General features: G+C 63.9%; 12 protein-coding genes. 9 read left to right on the top strand and 3 right to left on the bottom strand.

Annotation, left to right across the window (positions count from 1 at the left end; genetic code table 11):
* Positions 1-53 precede the first annotated feature (53 nt).
* The 3 genes from B2S33_RS10470 (at position 54) to metR (ending at position 4,318) form a co-directional block, all read left to right on the top strand.
* Positions 54-1,958 carry a sensor histidine kinase gene (locus tag B2S33_RS10470; RefSeq protein ID WP_027915363.1) on the top strand — a complete coding sequence of 635 codons (1,905 nt, stop codon included), beginning with the start codon at positions 54-56 and terminating at the stop codon, positions 1,956-1,958.
* Positions 1,955-3,283 carry a sigma-54-dependent transcriptional regulator gene (locus B2S33_RS10465; RefSeq protein WP_128610782.1) on the top strand — a complete coding sequence of 443 codons (1,329 nt, stop codon included), beginning with the start codon at positions 1,955-1,957 and terminating at the stop codon, positions 3,281-3,283. The genes B2S33_RS10470 and B2S33_RS10465 overlap by 4 nt, the downstream gene beginning before the upstream one ends.
* 117 nt (positions 3,284-3,400) lie before the next feature.
* Positions 3,401-4,318 (top strand): LysR family transcriptional regulator, encoded by a 918-nt coding sequence (metR, locus tag B2S33_RS10460; protein WP_206405957.1) that lies wholly within the window; start codon positions 3,401-3,403, stop codon positions 4,316-4,318.
* Here the strand turns inward: metR and B2S33_RS10455 are convergent.
* The gene (locus tag B2S33_RS10455) at positions 4,302-4,715 is read right to left on the bottom strand and encodes an NUDIX hydrolase (protein WP_197874431.1); all 414 of its coding nucleotides are present in this window, start codon (positions 4,713-4,715) and stop codon (positions 4,302-4,304) included. The genes metR and B2S33_RS10455 overlap by 17 nt on opposite strands.
* A 131-nt stretch (positions 4,716-4,846) precedes the next feature.
* Between B2S33_RS10455 and B2S33_RS10450 the strand changes: the two genes are divergently transcribed.
* The 5 genes from B2S33_RS10450 to B2S33_RS10430 all read left to right on the top strand — a co-directional run bounded on the left by B2S33_RS10450 (position 4,847) and on the right by B2S33_RS10430 (position 15,474).
* Positions 4,847-9,175 carry a DEAD/DEAH box helicase gene (locus B2S33_RS10450; protein ID WP_088523549.1) on the top strand — a complete coding sequence of 1,443 codons (4,329 nt, stop codon included), beginning with the start codon at positions 4,847-4,849 and terminating at the stop codon, positions 9,173-9,175.
* 29 nt (positions 9,176-9,204) lie between these two features.
* A complete protein-coding gene (locus B2S33_RS10445) occupies positions 9,205-10,824 on the top strand; it encodes an FMN-binding glutamate synthase family protein (protein WP_027915366.1) in 1,620 nt (539 codons plus the stop codon).
* A 125-nt stretch (positions 10,825-10,949) separates the two neighbouring features.
* A complete protein-coding gene (locus B2S33_RS10440; RefSeq protein WP_288650229.1) occupies positions 10,950-14,099 on the top strand; it encodes a transglycosylase domain-containing protein in 3,150 nt (1,049 codons plus the stop codon).
* Positions 14,100-14,183: 84 nt separating this feature from the next.
* Entirely contained in the window at positions 14,184-14,720 is a 537-nt protein-coding gene (locus B2S33_RS10435; RefSeq protein WP_027915368.1) for a PadR family transcriptional regulator, read from the top strand.
* Positions 14,713-15,474, top strand: coding sequence for a siderophore-interacting protein (locus B2S33_RS10430; RefSeq protein WP_288650227.1), 762 nt, complete (start codon positions 14,713-14,715; stop codon positions 15,472-15,474). Before B2S33_RS10435 ends, B2S33_RS10430 begins: the two co-directional genes overlap by 8 nt.
* Positions 15,475-15,614: 140 nt before the next feature.
* On the opposite strand, the gene B2S33_RS10425 is transcribed toward B2S33_RS10430, so the two are convergent.
* Positions 15,615-16,238 carry a Pr6Pr family membrane protein gene (locus tag B2S33_RS10425; protein ID WP_027915370.1) on the bottom strand — a complete coding sequence of 208 codons (624 nt, stop codon included), beginning with the start codon at positions 16,236-16,238 and terminating at the stop codon, positions 15,615-15,617.
* A 1-nt stretch (position 16,239) separates the two neighbouring features.
* On the bottom strand, positions 16,240-16,461 hold the full coding sequence (locus tag B2S33_RS10420; protein ID WP_027915371.1) for a VF530 family DNA-binding protein: 222 nt from the start codon (positions 16,459-16,461) through the stop codon (positions 16,240-16,242).
* 160 nt (positions 16,462-16,621) lie between these two features.
* Here B2S33_RS10420 and B2S33_RS10415 point away from each other — a divergent pair, with 160 nt between their 5' ends.
* Complete coding sequence (locus tag B2S33_RS10415; RefSeq protein ID WP_088523550.1) at positions 16,622-18,667, top strand: TonB-dependent receptor; 2,046 nt, start codon at positions 16,622-16,624, stop codon at positions 18,665-18,667.
* The last annotated feature ends 219 nt before the right edge of the window (positions 18,668-18,886 follow it).

Below are 18,886 nucleotides of genomic sequence, written 5' to 3'. Positions count from 1 at the left end.
CGGCCCCGCCGCCCTTGCGGGCAGCGGGCGCTGGTCGTGACGAGGTCACTGTGATGAAATGCGACCCCTCGCTCCTGTTACCTGCCAAGCCTGCCGTGAAAGCCCGCCTTGTTCGCCAACTGCTGTTACCACCGCTGATCGTCCTGCTGATGATCGGGCTGGGCATGGCCGGGTTCCTGATCAGCGAGAGCAACGGCATACGGGTGCTCAGTGAAAATGGCGAACGCCAGTTGGAATTGCATGCACGCACGGTCGAAAGCGAGATCAGCAAGTACACCTACCTTCCCAGCCTGCTGGAACTCGAAGACAGTGTGTCGCACCTGCTGACCGACCCTGATGGAGGTTCACGGCAAACCGTCAACGAATACCTCGAAGGCCTCAACCGGCGCAGCCGCAGCCGCGCGATCTTCGTGCTCGACACCCAGGGGCGGGTGCAAGCCACCAGCAACTGGCGCGATACCGACTCCTTCCTGGGTGAAGACCTGTCGTTTCGCGCGTATTTCCAGACCGCCGTGCGTGGCGAACCGGGGCGTTTCTACGGCATCGGCAGCACCACGGGCGAAGCCGGTTACTACCTGGCCCATGGGCTCGAGGAGCATGGCAAGATCATCGGCGTGGCCGTGATCAAGGTGCGCCTCGATACCTTGGAGGAACGTTGGCAGCGCGCCCGCCTGGAAGCGTTCGTCAGCGACGAGAACGGGATCATCATTCTTTCCAGCGATCCGGCTCGACGCCTCAAATCAGTCCGTCCGCTGACCCCGCAAACCAAGGAGCGCCTGGCGCGCAGCCTGCAATACTACTGGTGGCCGCTCAACGAGCTGCAACCGCTGGGGCGCGAGACCCTGGCCGACGGGGTGGAAAAGCTGACCTTCCCGGCCAACAGCGAAACGGCCCAGGGCAACCCGCATGAGGTGGCCTACCTGGCCCAGACACGTCGCCTGGTCGATACGCCTTGGCACTTCACGCTGCTGACGCCGCTTCAGGACCTGCGCCGCGAGTCCATGGTGCAAGGTATTCTGGTTGGCGTGGCGTTTGCCTTGCTGACCATTCTGGGCATCGCCTGGAACGAGCGACGCAAAGTCATCGCCACCCGCCTGGCAGCCCGCGAGGCGCTGGAGCAAGCCAATAGCCAGCTTGAGCGTCGCATCGCCGAGCGTACGGCCGACCTGCGGGCCAGCAATGAGCGGCTCAAGGGGCAGATACGCGAGCGCCGTCATGCCGAGCAGACCCTGCGCCAGGCCCAAGACGAACTGGTGCAGGCTGGCAAACTGGCGGCCATCGGGCAGATGTCCACCAGTATTGCCCATGAGCTCAATCAACCCTTGGCGGCGCTGCGTACCTTGTCGGGCAATACCGTTCGGTTCATCGAACGCGGCGCTCTGGATACCGCCAGTACCAACCTGCGCACCATCAATGGCCTGGTCGACCGCATGGGCCGCATCACCGCCAGCCTGCGTTCATTCGCCCGACGCAGCGACGACAGCGGCCAGGCCGCAGTGGCCAAGGCGGTCGAAGCCAGCCTGCAGGTGCTGGCAGAACGCATCAATAGCAGCCACCTACAGGTACACCGCGATTACGAAGACCTGCAGTTGGCCATCGACCAGACCCGCCTGGAGCAGATTCTGGTCAATCTCATCGGCAACGCCCTGGATGCCATGGCTGTCCAGCCCCAGCCGGCCTTGTGGCTCGAAGGCGAACTGCAAGGTGACAAATACCGCTTGCAGGTGCGCGACAACGGCCATGGCATCGATCCGGAGGCACGCAAGCATCTTTTCGAACCGTTCTTCACCACCAAGCCGGGCGACGATGGCCTTGGCCTGGGCCTGACCCTCTCGGCCAGCCTTGCTGCGGCCGCCAAGGGCAGCCTCAGTGTCGAGCATCCTGCCAGCGGCGGCACAGCCTTCGTGCTGATCCTGCCCTTGGCATCCACCCCCACCGAATCGGCAGACTTTCCATGACCCACGCGCCCCTTACCGTTCTGATCGTCGAAGACGACCCCCATGTCCTTCTTGGCTGCCAGCAGGCACTGGCGCTGGAGGACATCGGTTGCGAAGGCGTGGGCAGTGCCGAACAGGCGCTCGAACGCATTGGCGATGATTTTGCCGGCATCGTGGTCAGTGACATTCGCCTTCCGGGTATCGATGGCCTAGAGCTGCTCAACCGTCTCAAGGCACGCGATCGCAGCCTGCCAGTCGTCCTGATCACCGGGCACGGCGATATCGACATGGCCGTCGGCGCCATGCGCAACGGCGCGTATGACTTCATGGAAAAGCCTTTCTCGCCCGAGCGGCTGGTCGATGTGGTGCGCCGTGCGCTCGAGCAGCGCGGTCTGTCCCGCGAAGTGTCGGCGCTGCGCCGCCAGCTTGCCGGGCAAAGCAGCCTGGAAGGGCGCATCATCGGGCGCTCGCCCGCCATGCAGCACCTGCGCGAACTGATCGCCAACGTGGCGGACACTTCTGCCAATGTGCTGATCGAGGGTGAAACAGGCACCGGCAAGGAACTGGTGGCCCGCTGCCTGCACGACTTCAGCCGTCGCCAGGGCCAGCCCTTCGTGGCACTGAACTGCGGTGGCCTGCCAGAGAACCTGTTCGAGAGCGAGATATTCGGCCACGAAGCCAACGCCTTCACCGGTGCTGGCAAACGCCGCATCGGCAAGATCGAGCACGCCAACGGCGGCACGCTGTTCCTCGATGAAGTGGAAAGCATGCCGATCAACCTCCAGATCAAACTGTTGCGGGTGTTACAGGAGCGTACCCTGGAACGGCTCGGCTCGAACCAGAGCATTCCAGTGGATTGCCGGCTCATTGCGGCGACCAAGGCCGACCTCGACAGCCTGGGTCAGAGCGGGCAGTTCCGCAGCGACCTGTATTACCGTCTGAACGTGGTGACCCTCGAACTGCCACCGCTACGCGAACGCCGCGAAGACATCCTGCAGCTGTTCGAACACTTCCTTCAACAATCGGCCCTGCGGTTCGACCGAGAGACGCCCACTCTGGACAGCCAGACCCTGTCACGGCTGATGGCCCACGACTGGCCGGGCAACGTTCGCGAATTGCGTAACGTGGCCGAGCGCTATGCGCTGGGTCTGCCCGCCTTCAAGAAAGGCCCTACGGGCACCAGCAGCCAAGGGCTGGGCTTTGCCGAAGCTGTGGAGGCCTTCGAGCGCAACCTGCTCAGTGACGCCTTGCAGCGCACCGGCGGCAACTTGAGCCAGGCGAGCCAGGAGTTGGGCATGGCGAAGACCACGTTGTTCGACAAGGTCAAGAAATACGGGCTTGGTTGAGTTACCCAGGCGCTGCACCGTCTCAGTCTATAGGCAAGGCACGGTCGACAGCGGCGGCAACATGAGGGAAACTCAACTCCATGATGTTCACACTCAGCCTTACCCCCGGAGTCAGCTGTGCTGGAGATTCGCCACCTGAAAACCCTTCATGCCCTGCGCGAGGCAGACAGCCTGGTCGAAGCGGCCGAGCGGTTGCACTTGACCCAGTCGGCCTTGTCACACCAGTTCAAGGAGCTGGAAGAGCGCCTGGGCCTGACGTTGTTCGTGCGCAAGAGCAAGCCCATTCGCTTCACCAGCGCCGGGCTGCGCCTGCTGCAACTGGCCGACGCCACGCTTCCCCTGTTGCGTGGCGCCGAGCGCGATATCGCCAGACTGGCGGGGGGCACGGCCGGTCGCTTGCACATGGCCATCGAATGCCACAGCTGTTTCCAGTGGCTGATGCCCACCATCGATCAGTTCCGTGATGCCTGGCCTGAAGTGGAACTGGACTTGGCGTCAGGCTTCGCGTTCGCGCCCTTGCCCGCCTTGGCCCGTGGCGACCTGGACCTGGTGGTGACCTCCGATCCCCTGGACCTGGCCGGCATCACCTACGTTCCTCTGTTCACCTACGAAGCCATGCTGGCAGTGGCCAACCAACACCCGTTGGCCGGCAAACCCTACATGGTGCCCCAGGACCTGGCGGACCAGACCCTGATCACCTACCCGGTGGAACGCGACCGTCTGGACATCTTCACCCGCTTCCTGGAGCCAGCCGACATCGAACCTGCGGCCGTACGCACCTCCGAGCTCACGGTCATGATGATGCAGTTGGTGGCCAGCGGCCGGGGCGTGTGCGGCATGCCCCATTGGGCCTTGCACGAATACAGCTCTCGCGGCTACGTCAAAGGCAAGCGCCTGGGCGAAAAAGGCCTGTTCGCGACACTCTACGCGGCCGTGCGCACCGACATGCTCGATGCGCCCTACATGCGCGATTTTCTACTGACGGCCAAGGACACTTCGTTCGCCACCCTCGACGGTGTCAGCGCGGTACGCTGAGCAACTGGCGGTATAGCGGCAGGATCAGATCACGGGTCAAGGGCGCCAAGGGCATTTCTGGCGTCTGGTCAGCGGCCAGCCAAGTGATCTCCTCGATTTCGGCCGCCGGCATTACCGCTGCCGCGCAGTCCACCCGGAACAGCTCGGCCTGCACCTCGAACCCCGGCTCATTGGCGGCCGGGGCACTGAACTGGCCAAGGCGCACGGCCTTGGCGGGGTCGATCTGCAGGCCCAGTTCCTCGAGCAGCTCCCGGGCAAGCGCCTGAACCGGGGTTTCGCCTGCATCGATCTTGCCGCCCGGCTGCATGAATGCCTGGGTGCCGCGCTTGCGCACCAGCAGGGTGCGACCTTGCGGGTCCAGCAATAATGCGGCGGCAATGCGGATGATATTGGCCATGGGTGATCTCCCTGAAAATGGGCGGCGAGCATCCCATGCCTCCCCGACCGTGACAAGGCCACTGCCAGGCTCGGACACAGGCGGACGAACGGTCACTTGCCAACCTGGCCTGTACCCTTCATAACCTTCTCATGACGCTTCCTGCCGCGAACCATCCAGTACTTGAGCTGTTCCATCCAGGCGTTGCGGCCTGGTTCTCAGGCCATTATCCGTCGGTGACCGATGCCCAGGCCCAGGCCTGGCCGCTCATCCAGGCGGGACAATCCGTGCTGCTGGCAGCGCCGACCGGCTCAGGCAAGACGCTCAGTGCATTCCTGGCAGTGCTCGACGCGCTGTTTCGCCAGGGGCTGGAGCAGGGCGGCACATTGCACGCCACCACGCAAATCGTCTATGTATCGCCCTTGAAAGCCCTGTCCAACGACATCCGTTTGAACCTGCAAGTACCGCTGGAGGGCATCCAGCGCGCGCTCCAAGCGCAAGGGCACGCAGCCCCCACCATCACCACGGCGGTGCGCACCGGTGATACGCCCCAGAAAGAACGTATCGCCATGCGCAAGCAGGCGCCGCACATTCTAGTCACGACCCCGGAGTCCCTGTACGTGCTGATGGGTTCGGCCTCTGGACGTGAAGGCCTGCGCACGGTGCACACCGTCATCGTCGATGAGATCCATGCCCTGGCCGGCAACAAGCGCGGTTGCCACCTGGCGCTGACCCTCGAACGCCTGCAAGCGTTGTGCGACCGTCCGCTGCGACGCATCGGCCTGTCTGCCACCCAGCGTCCGGTCGAACGCGTGGCGCAGTTTCTGGTGGGCAGCGGGCGGGCCTGCGCCATCGTCGATGTGGGGCACGCGCGTCAACGTGACCTGGCCATCGAAATCCCACCCGTGCCACTGGGGGCGGTGCTCGACCAGGATGCCTGGGGGCTGGTCTACGATCGTTTGGCCGAACTGGCCCGTGCGCATCGCACCACCCTGGTGTTCGTCAACACCCGGCGGCTGGCTGAGCGTATCACCCGTCACCTGAGCGATCGGCTGGGCGCGGCGGCGGTGGCCGCTCACCATGGCAGCCTGTCCAAGGAGAGGCGCCTGAGTGCCGAGCAGCGCCTGAAGGCCGGCGAGCTGCAGGTGCTGGTGGCCACGGCCTCGCTGGAACTTGGCATCGACATCGGCGACATCGACCTGGTGTGCCAGGTCGCCTCACCCGGCTCGATCGCAGCGTTCCTGCAGCGCGTGGGGCGTGCTGGGCATCAGGTGGACGGGGTGCCCAAAGGACGGTTGTTCGCGACATCGCGAGACGACCTGATCGAGTGCGTGGCGCTGCTCGATTGCGTGCGCCGCGGCGAGCTGGATGAAGTACAGGTACCGCAGGCGCCGCTGGATGTACTGGCCCAGCAGATCGTCGCCGAGGCCAGCAACCAGACCTGGCACGAGCGAGCGCTGTTCGACTGCCTGCGCCAGGCCATGCCGTTCGACACGTTGGCGTACGAACATTACGACGCCTTGCTCGGCATGCTTGCCGAAGGCTACAACGGCCGTCAGGGCGTGCGCGGCGCGTACCTGCACCGCGATGCGGTCAGCGGCATGGTGCGAGGGCGCCGTGGCAGCCAGCTCACCGCTTTGACCAGTGGCGGGACGATTCCCGACAATGCCGACTACGCCGTCATGCTCGACCCCCAGGCGCTGAACATCGGCAGCGTCAACGAAGACTTCGCCGTGGAGAGCATGGCTGGCGACATCTTCCAGCTGGGCAATGCGTCCTATCGCATCCTGCGCGTGGAGGCCGGGCGAGTCCGGGTCGAAGACGCACACGGCCAGCCCCCCACGATCCCGTTCTGGCTAGGCGAAGCCCCTGGGCGCAGCCGCGAGCTCAGCGCTGCCGTGGCCAGGCTGCAAGGGCAGATCGATGACCGCCTGCAACACGCCGGTGGCTCGCTGCCGCACGTGCTGGCCTGGCTGCAAGCCACCTTCGAACTGGACGCCAGCTGTGCCGAACAGTTGCTCGACTACCTGGCCCGTACGCGGCAGGTACTGGGCGCCCTGCCCTCCCAGGACACCCTGGTGATGGAGCGCTTCTTCGACGAGTCAGGCGGCACGCAGCTGATCATTCACTCGCCGTTCGGCAGCCGCATCAACCGCGCTTGGGGGCTGGCCCTGCGCAAGCGGTTCTGCCGTACCTTCAATGTCGAGCTGCAAGCGGCAGCCAGTGAAGATGCCATCGTGCTGTCGCTGTCAACCAGCCACAGCTTCCCCCTCGACGAAGTGTGGCGCTACCTCGACAGCCGCAGCGCCGAGCAGGTGCTGATCCAGGCCGTGCTCGACGCCCCGCTGTTCGGTGTGCGCTGGCGCTGGAACGCGGGTGTGGCGATGGCCTTGCCGCGTTTTGCCGGTGGTCGCAAAGTTGCGCCGCAGATCCAGCGCATGAAAAGCGAGGACCTGATCGCCTCGGTATTCCCCGATCAGATCGCCTGCCTTGAGAATCTGCCCGGTGAACGGCAGGTGCCGGACCACCCACTGGTTCGTCAGACCCTCGACGACTGCCTGCACGACGCCATGGATAGCAAGGGCTGGCTGGTGTTGCTGCGGCGCATGGAAAGCGGTGCCGTGCGCCTGCTGGCATGCGATCTGCCGGCGCCCTCGCCGCTGGCCTCAGCCATTCTCAACGCCAGGCCTTACACCTTTCTGGATGATGCCCCGATTGAAGAGCGTCGTACCCAGGCGGTCCTTAATCGCCGCTGGGCGGATGTGCAGTCAGGCGATGAGCTGGGTGCACTGGATGCGGATGCGATCGCGGCGGTGGCAGCCGAGGCTTGGCCGCAGCCGGTCAACGCTGATGAAATGCATGAAGCGCTGATGAGCCTGGGCGCCATCAGCCAGACAGAAGCCCAGGCAGGCTCACGCTGGCGTACGCTGCTTGACCAGCTGGCCAAGCGGGGCCGGGCCGTCTACCTGCCTGAGCAGGCGTTGTGGCTGGCCCGTGAGCGCCTGACGCTGTTGCAAGCCGTCTACCCCGATTGCCCTCTGGTGCCTGCCGTCGAACCGCTGCCTGGCTTCGATCAACCCGTGGACCACGGCCTGGCGCTGCCCGAATTGCTGCGTGCCCGGCTGAGCGGCCATGGGCCTGTCACCGTCGCCCAGCTTGCGGCGCCGCTGGGCAAGCCCATCGCTGAGGTAGAACAGGCCTTGGCCCGGCTCGAGGCCCAAGGCCATGTGCTACGGGGCCATTTCAGCCCGGATGCAGTAGCCACACAGTGGTGCGAACGCCACCTGCTGGCGCGTATTCACCGCTATACCGTCAAACGCCTGCGCCGGGAGATCGAGCCCGTCAGCCTGCAGGACTTCATGCGTTTCCTGTTTCACTGGCAACACCTTGATCCGGGGCAACGGTTGCAAGGGCCGCAGGCGCTGCCTGCTGTGCTGGCCCAGCTGCAGGGATTTCCAAGTGCGGCCGGGGCGTGGGAAGCCGACGTGCTGCCGGCGCGCGTACGCGATTACAGCCCCAGCTGGCTCGACGAGGCTTGCCGCAGCGGGCAGTTCGCCTGGAGCCGGTTGGCAAGCACCGTGTCAGCCAGCACGGTGGCCAGCACGCCTGTGGTGTTGCTGCCTCGCGAACACCTGCAGCTGTGGCGAAGCCTGGCCCCACCCCCGAGTCTCGACACCTTGGGACCACGCGCCCAGCGGGTGCATGACGCCCTGAAAACCCGGGGTGCACTGTTCTTCGACGAATTGGCCCAAGAGGCCCGCCTGCTCCCCAGCGAACTGGAAACGGCCTTGCAGGCGCTGGTCGGTGCAGGCCTGGCCAATGCCGACAGCTTCACCGGGCTGCGCAGCCTGATCACCCCGGCCGCTCGGCGCACCACGCGTCGGCCTCGCTTCGGTCACCTGCCCTTGTCCAGCAGCATGGCCCATGCAGGGCGCTGGGCCCTGCTGGCGCGCAGCGAAGCCGAGCTGGATCAGGATCAGCGCATCGAACACCTTGCTCGCCTGCTGCTGCAGCGCTACGGGGTGATGTGCTGGCGCCTGCTGGCGCGTGAGAGCGATGTGCTGCCGCCCTGGCGTGATCTGCTGCGCTGCTATCATCGCCTGGAAGCGCGTGGGGAAATACGAGGCGGGCGCTTCATTGCCGGATTGTCCGGCGAACAGTTCGCCTTGCCCGAAGCCGTGGCAATGCTGCGCCAGGTTCGCCGGCAAGCGGCGGACGGCACACTGGTGGTGGTCAGCGCCAGTGATCCGCTGAACCTGATCGGCACATTGCTGCCGGGGGCCAAGGTACCTGCCACCAGCGGCAACCGGCTGCTCTACCGCGACGGCGTGCCGGTGGCTGCGCGGGTGGGCAAGCGTTACGACTACCTGGTCGAGGCTTGCGCGGCGCAGCAGACGCAGTGGCGGCAGTTGCTGCTGCGCGACACGGCCTTTGCAGGGACGGACAAGTTGGCTATGGTCGGGGCCCAACCCAGGCCGTGAGCCTGACCGAGCCATCGCAAGGACCCTGTATGAGCCTGTCACTTCTCAGCCGTTATGCGGTGTTCGCCATCTGCATCGTGTTTACCCTGGCAACCCTGCCATTGATCCACCACCAATGGCTGTGGCCCTTCACCCTGACAACCGGCCTGCTCAGCCTGATAGGCCTGTTCGACCTGTTGCAGAAACGCCACGCCGTGCGTCGCAACTACCCGATCCTGGGCAACATCCGCTACCTGGTGGAAACCATTCGCCCGGAAATCCGCCAGTATCTGCTCGAAGCAGACAGCGACGCCCTGCCCTTCTCCCGTGCCCAACGCTCGCTGGTCTACTCCAGGGCCAAGAACCAGGTCTCGGACAAACCGTTCGGCACCCTGATCGACGTCTACGCGTCCGGCTTCGAGTTCATCGGCCACTCCATGCGCCCGGCGCCGTTGGCTGACCCGGCAAGCTTTCGCATCACCATCGGCGGCCCGCAGTGCAGCCAGCCGTATTCAGCTTCGATCTTCAACATTTCCGCCATGAGTTTTGGCTCGCTCAGCGCCAACGCCATTCGCGCATTGAACCAAGGCGCGAAACTGGGCAACTTTCACCACGACACCGGTGAGGGCAGCATCAGCCCCTACCATCGCGAGCACGGCGGTGATTTGGTATGGGAACTGGGCAGCGGGTATTTCGGGTGCCGCACCTCGGACGGACGTTTCGACCCGCAGGCATTTGCCGCGCAGGCACGCAGCCCGCAGGTGCGCATGATCGAGGTCAAGATGAGCCAGGGCGCCAAGCCTGGGCATGGCGGCATACTGCCCAAACACAAGGTCACCCAGGAAATTGCCGAAACCCGCGGCGTCCCGCTGGGCGAGGACTGCATCTCGCCATCGCGGCACAGCGCGTTTTCCACGCCAATCGAAATGATGCAGTTCATCGCCCAACTGCGTGAACTGTCGGGCGGCAAACCCGTGGGGTTCAAACTCTGCCTGGGTCACCCGTGGGAGTTCATGGGCATCGCCAAGGCCATGCTGCAAACCGGCATCCTGCCTGACTTCATCGTGATCGATGGCAAGGAAGGCGGCACCGGGGCCGCCCCCGTGGAGTTCACCGACCATATCGGGGTGCCGCTGCGCGAAGGCCTGTTGTTCGTGCACAACACCTTGGTGGGCTTGAACCTGCGCGACAAGATCAAGCTCGGAGCCAGCGGCAAGATCGTCAGCGCCTTCGATATCGCCAGCGTCCTGGCCATCGGTGCGGACTGGGCCAACGCCGCGCGGGGGTTCATGTTCGCCATCGGCTGCATCCAGTCCCAGAGCTGCCACACCAACAAGTGCCCGACGGGTGTGGCCACGCAGGATCCGCTGCGCCAACGTGCCCTGGTGGTGCCGGACAAGGCCGAACGGGTGCTGAACTTCCATCGCAACACCCTGCGTGCCTTGGCCGAGATGCTGGCTGCAGCTGGGCTGGAACACCCGTCGCAGCTCGAAGCCAAGCACTTGGTGCGGCGCATTTCAGCCACCGAGATCAAGCTGTTCTCGCAAATGCATGTGTTCCTCAAGCCGGGCGAGCTACTGACCGGTGAGGTCGATGGGCAATTCTATTCGCGCATGTGGCAACTGGCCCGAGCGGACAGCTTTGAGCCCAACAGCGAGGTAGCCGCCTGAATGCTTGAGCGCGGCCCTGCCGCGCACCCGCTTTATTCCGCAGTTTCCACAAAATTTTCACATACCCGGCGCAACGTCTAAGCTTCAGGCAAGCAAGACGAAAATACCTGGCTGGATAGACGATTATGGGCGCACTGTGGCAAACGGAACCAAACACCAAGCAAGCACCCGAACAAACGCCTGCCGAGACGCCAGAACCCAAGTCCCCTCGTCAGCGCCGGCTATGGTGGCGTCTGATCATCCTGATTCTGCTGGTGGGCGCTGGCGCTGTCGGCTTCGCGGCCTATGAAGAGTTCCGCACGTCCGAGCTGCAATCGCGCGAGTTCAGCAAGCTGGCGAGCACCCTGACCTACTCGCTGCAGCCTGGTCCCAGCGATGCGATCGTGTACCCAGGCGAAGGACCGTTCGATAAGCGCCTGGGCTATAGCTCGCTCGGCGAGTTCCTGCCGCGCCTGCTCAAGCGCGATTACCTGATCAGCCAACAAGTGCGATTCTCGCCGGCGCTGGTCAATTACGTCGATCATGGGCTGTTCGCGCCCTATATCGAAAAGGTCCAGGCAGGTCTGGCGATTACCGATTGCCGGGGCGACATGCTCTACCAGTATCAGTATCCCCAGTACCTGTACCCGGACTTCGCCTCGATTCCCTCGGTCGTGGTCAACAGCCTGCTGTTCATCGAGAACCGCGACCTGCTCGATACCCGTGATCCGCGCAACAACCCGGCAGTGGACTGGCCGCGTTTCGCCAAGGCTGCCTACAGCCAGATCGCGCGCTACCTGGCCCTGCCTGGCCAATCCGCCGGCGGCAGTACCCTGGCCACCCAGCTGGAGAAGTACCGCCATTCACCCGACGGGTTGACCGTGTCGGGCGCCGAGAAGATCAGGCAGATGATTTCTGCCAGCGTGCGCGCCTATCAGGGCGGGCCGGACACCACCGAGGCGCGCCAGCGCATCGTGCGTGATTACCTCAACAGCGTGCCGCTGTCCGCCGTGCCGGGTCATGGTGAAGTCCACGGCATGGCCGAAGGCCTGCGCGTGTGGTATGGAGCAGACTTCGAGCACGTCAACCGCGCGCTCAATGACACCGCCACGGATGCGCAGAGCCTGGCGGCCCGCGGCCTTGCGCTGCGTCAGGTGCTGTCGTTGATGATTGCCCAGCGCCGGCCATCGCACTACCTCTCCAAGGGGCGCGTGGAACTTGCCGAGCTGACCGACGCCCACGTTCGTGTGCTGGCAGCGAACCAGATCATCCCTCAGGCGCTGGCCGATGCCGCGTTGGCCAGCAAGGCCGTCTACCGTGACTGGGTCGCGCAGCCGACCATCGTGCCTATCGTCACCAACAAGGGCATCAGCCTGGCCCGCAACCGTCTTTCGGCCATGCTCAACCGCCCGCTGTACGACCTCGACCGTCTGGACCTTTCCGCCACCAGCACCTTGCAGGCTGACCTGCAGCTGCAAGTCAGCGAGTACCTCAAGCATCTGGCCGACCCGGCCTTCGCCGCGCAGATCGGCCTGATTGGCGAGCGTTTGCTGACTGCCAAAACCACCGACCAGGTCAGCTACAGTTTCACCCTGTTCGAACGCACTGCCGATGGCTCACGCGTGCGGGTCCAGACGGACAGCACCGACCAGCCCTTCGACATCAACGAAGGCAGCAAGCTGGAACTGGGTTCGACCGCCAAGCTTCGGGTGCTGACCACCTACCTGGAAATCGTCGCCGAGCTGCATGACAAGTACGCCGGCAAGCCTGCGGCCGAGCTGAAGAAAGTCGAGGTCGCCGACCTGGACGTCATCAGCCGCTGGTCACTGGACTGGCTGATGCAAAACAGCAGAAACCAGAGCCTGGACGCGATGCTCGACGCCGCCCTTGAGCGCAAGTATTCGGCCAGCACTGGCGAATCCTTCTTCACCGGCGGCGGCATGCACGTGTTCAATAACTTTCGCAAGGAAGACAACGGCCGCAACCCTACCCTCAAGGACGCCCTGCGCGAATCGATCAACCTGCCGTTCATCCGCCTGATGCGCGACGTGGTGCGCTACGTCACCTATCAGCAGCCCTTGAACAGGGTGCCGCTGCTCAAGGACGATGCTGACCCGCGCCGGCAGGAGTACCTGGCAAAGTTCGCCGACAAGGAAGGGACCAGCTACCTGATGCGTTTCTGGCGCAAGTACCAGCGCAAGACCTCGCAGCAACGCCTGGACACCTTCCTCGACGGCATGCGCGTGACACCCCAGCGCCTGGCGGCCGTGCACCGCTACCTGTTCCCTGAGGCTGGCCAGGCCACGTTCAACGCCTTCGTGCGGGCCCATAGCAAAGACAGCAAGCTCGCCCAGAGCAAACTGACCGACGACCGTCTGGTACAGATGTACGATGCCTACGGCCCGGGGCGGTATAACCTGCCTGACCAGGGCTTCATCGCCAAGGTCCACCCGCTGGACCTGTGGCTGCTGGGCTACCTGCTCAAGCACCCTGCATCGACCTTGAGCGAAATGATCAACGCCAGCCGCTTCGAACGCCAGGAGGTCTACAGCTGGCTGTTCAAGAGCCGTCACCAGGGCGCACGGGACAGCCGCATCCGGACCATGGTGGAAATCGAGGCGTTTCTCGACATTCATCAGCGCTGGAAGCGGGTGGGCTATCCCTTCGATCACCTGGTCCCGTCGCTGGCTACCGCTATTGGCAGCTCCGGTGACCGGCCTGCCGCGCTTTCCGAACTGGTGGGCATCATTCAGAACGACGGTGTACGGCTGCCGACACTGCGCATCGATACCCTGCACTTTGCAGCGGACACGCCGTACGAGACCAAACTGATCAGCGACCCGGATCGGGGTGTGCGGATACTGCCGGTCGAGGTAGCGCGCGCGCTCAAGGGCGCCATGTCGCAAGTGGTGGACGCAGGTACCGCGCGGCGCATTTCCGGCAGCTTCATGCTCAAGGATGGCACGCCTCTGGTCATGGGCGGCAAGACCGGAACGGGCGACAACCGCATCGAGAGCTTCGGCGCCGGGGGCCGCCTGATAGGCTCACGGTCGCTTAACCGCACCGCGACGTTCGTGTTCTTCCTGGGCGATAACCACTTCGGCACCTTGACCGCCTTCGTGCCCGGACGCTCGGCGGAAGCCTTCAAGTTCACCTCTGCGCTGCCGGTGCAGGTGCTCAAGGGCATGGCGCCGATCCTCATGCCCTACTTGCAGCCGGGCAACCCTAACGAATGCATCCCCCCGCAGCAGGCAAGCGTAGTTGCCCGTTCGCCTAAGGATGTATCGAACGGGTAGATAAGAATCATCAGCATTTGTGGTTTGCCGAAGATACATCTTGAGTACTATCTTGAGATATATCTTGAACAGGCACTTTCCAGCATGCGCGATTCCGAAAACTTCGAACGCAAACCCGGCCGCGGCGAACGCGGCCCTCGGGTGTTCGCCCCAGGCGATCTGAAACTGCTGCTGCTCTCACTCTTGGGCGAACAGCCAGGACACGGCTACGACCTGATCAGGCAAATCGAAAAACGCTTCGATGGCAGCTATACGCCGAGCCCAGGGGTGATCTATCCCACGCTCAACTTCCTGGAGGAGGCCGAACTCATCCAGGGTCAGCCTCAAGGCAGCAAGCGGCTGTACACCATCACCGACACGGGCCGCAGCGCCTTGACCGAGCAGGCCGTGGCACTGGACGGGTTACGCGTGCGTATCGAAGTCAGCAAGCATGCCCTGCGGGGTCACGACCGCCCCGCTGAGATTCACGAGGCCGTGGGCAATCTGCGCCACGCCTTGCACATGCACCATGGCCGCTGGACACCTGAGGAAATCGAGCGCGTCCGCGACTTGCTTAACGTGACCGCCAAAGCCATCGCTGGCGGCCCCCATGCCCCTGACCAGGAGAGCGCTGATGAGTGAAGCCATCCACCGCGTCAACCACGAGATTCGCCAGCGCCGCCTGAACGTGCTGCGTGTGACCGACCTGACCCCGCGCATGCGCCGCGTGACACTGGGCGGCCCCGAGCTACAGGGCTTCACCAGCCTGGGCACGGATGACCATATCAAGCTGCTGTTTGCCGAGAATGCCGAGCAGCAGCACGCCATTGATGCCCGCACGCTCAATCGGGAAGGGGGCGAGCGGCCCACCATGCGTGAGTACACCCCCCGGCGCATCGACCTGCAAGCCAACGAACTGGACATCGACTTCGTGCTGCACGGCGATGGCCCCGCTTCGACCTGGGCGGCGCAGGCGGCGCCGGGGCAAACCCTGGATATCGCCGGGCCACGTGCCTCGATGGTGGTACCGGACATCTTCGAGGCCTACCTGCTGATCGGTGACGAAACTGCCTTGCCGGCCATTGGCCGCCGTCTTGAAGCCCTGCCTGCGGGACGACGGGTGGTGGCCGTCATCCAGGTTCACGATGAGCAGGAGCGTCAGCCCTTGCCCAGCCAAGCTCAGGTGGACGTGACCTGGTCCGTACGAGGTCGGGACGACCTGGTGGCCACGGTCGAGGCCTTGCCATTACCCGAGGGGACCTTGTACGCCTGGGTAGCGCTGGAGAAGAACCTGACGCGTCAGGTCAAGACATTGCTGATCAGCAAAGGTGTGGCGCAGGACGCTCTCAAGGCTGCCGCCTACTGGCGCGCCGAAGGTTCAGCAAGCGACGACTGAAAGGCTGTGGCCAAGGCCAGTCAATCAAGGCCAACGGGGCTGCGGCGGCCCTGGCAATGCCCGTCGCGGCGCTCAAATCCCTGGGCTGCTGCGCAGACTTGATGGCTGCCTGATTTGCCTGATTGACGGCACGCCCTGCCTCATCCCGCTCTCCACCTGTCAAGCATGAGCAGCACCCCGGCGATTGCCCAGAACCCTGCCAGCACACCCAGCGCATTGATCATCACCTGGGCATACCCCAGGGTGGCAACATCGATGAAGGGATAGGCGTAGACGCCAATCTCACTGCCACGCCACAACGCATAGGCGAAATAGGCGGCAGGATAGAACGCCCATAGCCCCAGGTGGTGCAGCCGCAATCGGCCCTTGGGCACCTCGAACCACCAGTACAAGGCGTAAAGCGCTGGCATGACGTCATGCAACAGCTCGTCTGCCAGCCATTGCCAACCCTCGGGTTGCCACAGATGGCGCAACAACAGGCTATACGCCAGCGCCACCAGCACGATGCTCGCCGCCACCGCCGAGCTGACCACAGGAGACAGGAAAAAGCGCCTGCTCGCCCCTTCCCGGCCAAATGCGGCATAGCTCAGGACAGTGGCCACCAGCGTATTGGTCAGCACCGTGAAGTAGCCGAACACGTTGATCAGTCCACCTATCAGGCTCGCCTGCTCCTGCCATCGCCCCCAGAGCACCAGGTATACCTGCACGCTCAGGCCTAGCCAGCCCAGCATGGCCATGGTGCTCAACCACGGGTGACGCTGCATGTCAGGCCTGGCGCTGCAGCTTGATGTACAGCTGCTCGACCTTCTCGCGGGCCCACGGGGTCTTGCGCAGGAAGGTAAGGCTCGACTTGACCGTCGGGTTGCTCTTGAAGCAGCGCACATCGATGCGTTCGGCCAGCCCCTGCCATTGATAGTGGGCGACCAGCTCGGTCAGGATCTGCTCGAGGGTCTTGCCGTGCAGCGCGTTGTGTTGGGCAGTGCTCATGCCAAGGCTCCGGTACAAAGATGCGCACCTTACACCAGTGCAGGCATCGTCGCGCACCCTGCACGGGACAAATAAGGCTGGCGGCGTGCGGCAAGGCTATGCTGAAATAGAGATGTTATATTGTAACAATAAACATCTCTGCCAAGGACCGCTACCGCTCATGGTGCACTCACCGCTTCGCCTTTCTCCCCTCGCACTAGCACTTTGCATGGTTACCTCAAACAGCCAGGGGGTTGAACTCTCGCCTCAGGTCATCACTGCCAACCCGCTGGGCAGCGCCCAGTTGGCCAGCCCCAGCACGGTGCTGGAAGGCACTGACCTGCTGCAACAACAGCACAGCAGCCTGGGGGAAACCCTGAACCGACAGCCAGGTGTGGCCTCCACCTGGTTCGGGCCAGGGGCGAGCCGCCCAATCATTCGAGGCCTGGACGGGGATCGCATCCGCCTGCTGCGCAATGGCGTCGGCGCGCTGGATGCCTCGTCGTTGTCCTACGACCACGCCGTGCCCCTTGACCCCGTCACTGTCGAACGCATCGAAATCGTCCGGGGCCCCGCTGCCCTGCTCTATGGCGGCAACGCCATTGGCGGCGTGGTGAACACGTTCGACAACCGCATTCCCGATACCCCTATCGACGGCATCCAGGGCGCCGGCGAGCTGCGCTACGGTGGCGCCGACACCACACGCAGCAGTGCCGGCAAGCTGGAGGCCGGCAACGGTGCCTTCGCCCTGCACGTGGATGCCAACGCCCGTCAGTACAATGATTTGCGCATCCCAGGCTTTGCACGCAGCGCCCAGGTCCGCGATGCCGATGCACCCGGCAGCAAGCATCGCCTGGAAAACAGCGACGGCCGCCAGGACGGCGGCGCACTGGGCGGTGCCTACCACTGGGACCACGGTTATGCCGGCCTGTCCTACAGCCGTTATGACAGCAACTACGGTTCGGTGGCTGAGCCCGGCGTTCGGCTGGACATGGAGCAGGACCACTATGCCTTCGCCTCGCAGTTTCGCGACCTGGACGGCCCGTTCAGCTCGGTGAAGCTCGATGCCGGGTATACCGATTACCAACATCGTGAGATCGAAGAAGGCGAAGTTCATACCACGTTCAAGAACAAGGGCTATGAAGCCCGTGTCGAGGCCCGCCACCAACCCTTGGGTCCCGTGGAAGGGGTGCTGGGAGCGCAGGTCAGCCGGAACGAATTCTCAGCGCTGGGCGAAGAAGCGTTCGTGCCGCATACCGATACCGACAGCTTTGCACTGTTCCTGCTGGAGCAATGGCACGCCACTGACCGGCTGGATTTGAGCCTCGGGGCACGGATGGAGCACACCCGCGTCGACCCGGACGGCAAGGGCAACGCGCAGTTCGCAGACGCCGACAGCGCCAGCAGCTTCAACGCCTTCAGTCTGTCGTCAGGTGCCGTGTACCAACTGGACCCGATCTGGTCGCTCGCCGCCAACCTGGGCTACACCGAGCGGGCGCCGACCTTCTATGAGCTCTATGCCAACGGCGCACATGTGGCTACCGGCGCCTATGAAGTGGGCGATGCCAGCCTGAACAAGGAAAAGGCAGTTTCGGGCGATCTGGCACTGCGCTTTGACAACGGCACGCACAAAGGCAGCGTGGGCGTTTTCTACAGCCATTTTCGCAACTATATCGGCCTGATCGGCACCGGCAACCTGCGCGAAGGTCACGATCATGATCATGAAGGCGAAGATCATGACCACGACCATGACCACGACGGCATTCCCGAATACCAGTACCAAGGTGTTCGGGCCCGGTTCTACGGCATCGAGGCGCAAGACCGGTGGCAGCTGGCGCAGAACCGCTATGGCAGCTTTGCGCTCGAATTGTCGGGTGACTACACCAGGGCCAAGAACCTCGATTCCGGCGAGCCCCTGCCACGAATCGCCCCGCTGCGCCTGAACAGCGGCCTGGTCTGGGAGCTCGACCGCTGGCAGGCGCGAGTGGACGTTGAGCATGCCGCCGCTCAACACCGCAAACCGGCCAATGAAACCCGCACCGATGGGTATACCACCCTGGGCGCCAGCGTGGGCTATCGGTTCGACGTGGGCCACAGCCAGTGGCTGGCGTTCGTGCGGGGTGAGAACCTGACGGATCAGACGGTGCGTTATGCCAGCTCGATCCTGCGTGATATCGCACCGGCCCCGGGGCGTAGCGTGGAAGTCGGCCTGCGCACTACCTTCTGAGGTAGCCCGCCTGCCACGACGGGTAACATGGGGCGCCACGCGCCCCATTTAAGTGCACTGTTACCCAAAGGGTAACAATGCACTGCGACATTTTGTCTTTTTTTCCCACGCTTTACCCTATATCCTCCCCGCCCCAAGCTGAATCGCTTCACCCATTTACCCCCTTCGTCAACCCATTGCCAGGGCCTGCCTGTCGATGCGCTTGCCGTTTTTCCAACA

Source organism: Pseudomonas sp. UBA5568 (assembly GCF_002425525.1).
In the GTDB taxonomy this organism is placed as follows: Bacteria; Pseudomonadota; Gammaproteobacteria; order Pseudomonadales; family Pseudomonadaceae; genus Aquipseudomonas; species Aquipseudomonas fulva.
Note: the sequence above shows the minus strand (reverse complement) of the source record. Positions and strands in the feature narration are given on the sequence as shown.